The sequence below is a fragment of the Dietzia sp. CQ4 genome, assembly GCF_014145125.1.
Taxonomy (GTDB): Bacteria; Actinomycetota; Actinomycetes; order Mycobacteriales; family Mycobacteriaceae; genus Dietzia; species Dietzia natronolimnaea.
The window spans coordinates 1-4,523 of record NZ_JAALDZ010000114.1 but is presented as its reverse complement, the minus strand read 5'-3'; the positions used below and the strand labels follow the sequence as shown (position 1 = coordinate 4,523).

Sequence of the window (4,523 nt, the reverse complement as noted above, 5' to 3'; positions counted from 1 at the left end):
TGTTCGTGAGATCAACTCATCCCGGTTCTGGTGCCCCACCGCCGGGCGGCCGAGCACCCCCGGGGGGTGCGATCACGACCGCGGAATGGCGTTCTACTTCCGCGGAATGCTGTTCTTCCGCAGCGCCAGGCGGCTTCCCGCCCAGTCCCCCAGGGCCGCGGTGCGGGTCTGGAGCATCCCGGCGGTCTGGGCCGACTCGGCGATGACCGAGGGCTCCACGTGGCCGTCGTTCCCCGTCTTGGGGGTGAGGACCCACACGGAACCCTCCTCCGCCAACGGGGTCACGACGTCCATGAGCCTGTCCACCAGGTCGCCGTCGCCGTCACGCCACCAGAGCAGTACCGCGTCGACGATCTCGTCCGTGTCCTCCTCCAGCAGCTCCGACCCGACGGCGTCCTCGACGGCCTCACTGATCGCCTCGTCACAGTCGGAATCCCATCCGACCTCCTGAACGAGCATGTCCTTCGTCAGTTCGAGCTGACCAGCAATCTGATCCGCCCCGTCCTGCTGGTTCGCCGCGGCGACCACCGTGGTGTTCCTCCCTCGTATCCGACTTCGTTCGTCTTGGTCTTTCGCTGACCAGGAACACTACCCGCGCACCCTCCCACGGGAAACGACTACCGCCTATTTGGGCGGTCAGAGCGCAGCCCCGTGTCGCGCATCACGCTTTGGGGCACAATCAGAGGAAGTCATGGGCCGACGACGGCCCGTGGCCGGTCGACCTCGCCATCCGCCACACACCCGCGGCGCGTGCGGTCGACCGGACACTGCACCCCGACATGTGTGGTGACCCCACCGGGTCGCCGCTGTACGTATCGCAGAAGTGAGGACGAGACGCATGACCGAGACCGTAGGCACCCGAGATGGTTCCGCACCCACCAACGTGCCGGTCCTCCGGGAGGGGGTCGCGTCCTATCTCGCGGACTCGGACCCCGAGGAGACGCAGGAGTGGATGGACTCCCTCGACGGCATGCTCGCGGAGGCGGGCCCCGAGAGAGCGCGCTACCTCATGCTCAGGCTCCTCGAACGCGCCTCCAAGCAGCGGGTTCCCCTTCCGGCTCTCACCTCATCGGACTACGTCAACACGATCCCCACCAGCCTCGAACCCGAGTTCCCGGGCGACGAGTCGGTGGAGCGCACCTACCGGCGCTGGATCCGCTGGAACGCGGCCATCATGGTCCACCGCGCCCAGCGGCCCGGCATCGGTGTGGGCGGCCACATCTCCACCTACGCGGGCGCGGCCCCGCTGTACGAGGTCGGCTACAACCACTTCTTCCGCGGCAAGGACCACCCCGGGGGTGGTGACCACATCTTCTTCCAGGGGCACGCCTCACCCGGCATGTACGCACGCGCCTACCTCGAGGGTCGCCTCCGCGAGCACGACCTCGACGGGTTCCGGCAGGAGAAGAGCCACCCCGGACGCTCACTTCCCTCCTACCCCCATCCCCGCTGCCTACCCGAGTTCTGGGAGTTCCCCACGGTGTCGATGGGCCTCGGGCCCATGAACGCCATCTATCAGGCGCGGTTCAACCGCTATCTTCACAACCGCGGGATCAAGGACACCTCCCAGCAGCACGTGTGGGCGTTCCTCGGCGACGGTGAGATGGACGAGGTCGACTCGCGCGGAGCCCTGCAGGTGGCCGCGAACGACGCGCTCGACAACCTGACCTTCGTCATCAACTGCAACCTCCAGCGCCTCGACGGCCCGGTCCGCGGCAACGGGCAGATCGTCCAGGAGCTGGAGTCGTACTTCAGGGGCGCCGGATGGAACGTCATCAAGGTCGTGTGGGGCCGCGAGTGGGACGCGCTGTTCGAGAAGGACACCGAGGGTGCGCTCGTCTCCCTCATGAACTCCGTCTCGGACGGTGATTACCAGACGTTCCGCGCCAATGACGGCGCCTGGATCCGCGAGCACTTCTTCGGTCGTGATCCCCGCACGGCCAAGCTCGTCGAGGACATGACCGACGACGAGATCTGGGCCCTCCGCCGCGGCGGGCACGACTACCGGAAGATCCACGCCGCCTACAAGGCGTCGCTCGAGCACACCGGTCAGCCCACGGTGATCCTCGCGCACACGGTCAAGGGTTTCGGTCTGGGCCAGAACTTCGAGGGACGCAACGCCGCGCACCAGATGAAGAAGCTGACGCTGGACGACCTCAAGCTGTTCCGCGACAAGCAGCTCATCCCCATCACGGACGAGGAACTGGAGGCCGACCCGACGCTGCCCCCGTACTACAACCCGGGGCCCAACTCGCCGGAGATCCGCTACATGCTCGAGCGGAGGAACGCGCTGGGCGGGCACGTGCCCGAGCGGCGCCAGACCTTCACCCCGCTCTCTGTCCCGGACATCGATTCCCTGGCCTCGCTCCGCAAGGGTTCGGGAAAGCAGTCGGTCGCCACCACGATGGCCCTGGTCCGCACCTGCAAGGAGCTCATGCGGGACGAGTCGCTACGCGATCGTCTGGTCCCGATCATCCCGGACGAGGCGCGGACCTTCGGGATGGACTCGTGGTTCCCCACCCTGAAGATCTACAACCCGCACGGGCAGAACTACACCTCCGTCGACCACGACCTCATGCTCAGCTACAAGGAGTCCAAGACGGGCCAGATCATGCACGAGGGGATCAGCGAGGCCGGGTCGGTGGCCGAGTTCACCGCCGCCGGCACCGCGTATGCGACCCACGGTGAGCCCATGATCCCGCTGTACATCTTCTACTCGATGTTCGGTTTCCAGCGCACCGGCGACGCCATCTGGGCGGCCTCCGACCAGCTCGCCCGCGGGTTCCTGCTCGGCGCCACCGCCGGCCGAACCACCCTCACCGGTGAGGGGCTGCAGCACATGGACGGCCATTCACCGCTTCTCGCCGCCACCAACCCGGGGATCATCTCGTACGACCCCGCATGGGGTTTCGAGCTCGCCCACATCATGCGCGCGGGGATCGAGCGGATGTACGGGCCGGGCGCCGCCCATGAGAACGACACCGACGGGATCGACCGCAACGTGTCGTACTACATCACCCTCTACAACGAGCCCGTCCCGCAGCCGCCGGAGCCCGAGGATCTGGACTCCGACGCCCTGCTCCGGGGCTTGTACCTCTTCCGCAAGGCCGAGAAGGGCGCGCACAAGGCCTCGATCCTCGCCTCGGGTGTCGCGATGTACGCGGCCGCCGAAGCCCAGAAGACCCTGGCCGAGCGGTGGGACGTGGCCGCCGATCTCTGGTCGGCCACCTCGTGGAACGAACTGGCACGGGACGGTTACGAGTGTGAACGCCACGAGCTCCGACACCCGGATCAGCATGCCCGGACCCCGTTCGTCACCGCGTCTCTCGAAGGCAGCGAGGGACCGAAGGTCGCCGTGAGCGATTACCAGAAGGCGGTGCCGGACCAGATCCGCGGATGGGTCCCCGGTGACTTCACCGTCCTGGGCACCGACGGATTCGGGTTCTCCGACACCCGACCGGCTGCGCGTCGCTTCTTCAACACCGACGCCGAATCGATCATCGTCGCGGTCCTCGCCGGGCTGGTCCGCGAGGGCAGCCTCGAGAAGCGCACCCTGCTCGAGGCGGCCCGCCTGTACAAGATCGACGATGTCATGGCGGCGCCCGAGCCCACGACGGATCCCGGGGTGGCGTGACCGAGACGACCGGACCCGCGGCGGGGGCCGGGCCACAGACCGTACAGCCGTCACGGCGCCGATCCGCGAGGGCTCCGGATCAGCGACCGGTCTCGGATGCGCTGCTCAAGCGCATCACCCGGTACTCGGGGACGCTGTCGACGGAAGCGGTCCGGTCCCTCGAGGAGGACCTGCCGTTCTTCGCCGGGCTGTCCGCCGATCAACGGGCGGAGATCCAGCTGATCATCCAGAGCGCCGTGCGCGACTTCGTCACCTGGATGCGCAACCCCGAGGCCCCGCACACCGACACGATCGCGGGGTTCAAGCTTCTACCCAAGGGCCTCGGTCAGGGCCTGTCCCTGCAGGAGACCGTGCAGCTCGTCCGCTCCACGTGCGAGTACTTCGAGCTGGTCATGCCGCGGATCACCCACAACGAGCGCCAGCGCGGGCTCATGATCGCGGCGGTGCTGAAATTCGGTCGCGAGCTCGGCTTCACCGCTGCCTCGGTGTACGCGGCCGCCGCCGAGCACCGGGGCGCCTGGGACACCCGCATGGAGGCGATGCTGGTCGACGCCGTCGTCCGCGGGGACCGGCACGCCGATCTCGCCTCCGGGGCCTCGGCGCTCAACTGGGACCCGACCACCGCTGCCACCGTCATCGTGGGGCGCCCCAGGGCGGATCTGGGGCTGGCGTCCGTGCCCGCCACGCACAAGGCCGCCGTCGCGGCGGGCAGGCACGCGCTGGCCGTGGTGCAGGGGGCACGCCTCGTCGTCATCCTCTCCGGGGAGCTGGAGTCCTCCTCCGCCGTCCCTCCGGCCGTGCTCGACGCCTTCTCCCCCGACGCGCCCGTCGTCGTCGGACACACCGTGGGGTCGCTCGCCGAGGCCCCGGACAGTGCGGCCGAGGCCAT

Annotated in this window: 3 protein-coding genes; 2 read left to right on the top strand and 1 reads right to left on the bottom strand. The window is 68.3% G+C overall.

Annotation, left to right across the window (positions count from 1 at the left end; all coding sequences use genetic code 11):
• Nucleotides 1–93: 93 nt before the first annotated feature.
• A complete protein-coding gene (locus G6031_RS07390; RefSeq protein ID WP_179524991.1) occupies nucleotides 94–528 on the bottom strand; it encodes a DUF3052 domain-containing protein in 435 nt (144 codons plus the stop codon).
• A gap of 310 nt (nucleotides 529–838) precedes the next feature.
• Between G6031_RS07390 and aceE the strand changes: the two genes are divergently transcribed.
• Both aceE and G6031_RS19190 read left to right on the top strand, forming a co-directional pair.
• Nucleotides 839–3,634 carry a pyruvate dehydrogenase (acetyl-transferring), homodimeric type gene (gene aceE, locus G6031_RS07385; protein WP_179524990.1) on the top strand — a complete coding sequence of 932 codons (2,796 nt, stop codon included), beginning with the start codon at nucleotides 839–841 and terminating at the stop codon, nucleotides 3,632–3,634.
• A partial coding sequence (locus G6031_RS19190) for a PucR family transcriptional regulator (protein ID WP_182652897.1) occupies nucleotides 3,631–4,523 on the top strand: 893 nt, incomplete at its 3' end. The genes aceE and G6031_RS19190, both read left to right, overlap by 4 nt.

What these genes read in the sequence shown, in the direction of transcription:
- aceE (WP_179524990.1), top strand. Translation starts at nt 839, where the DNA reads ATGACCGAGACCGTAGGCACCCGAGATGGTTCCGCACCCACCAACGTG.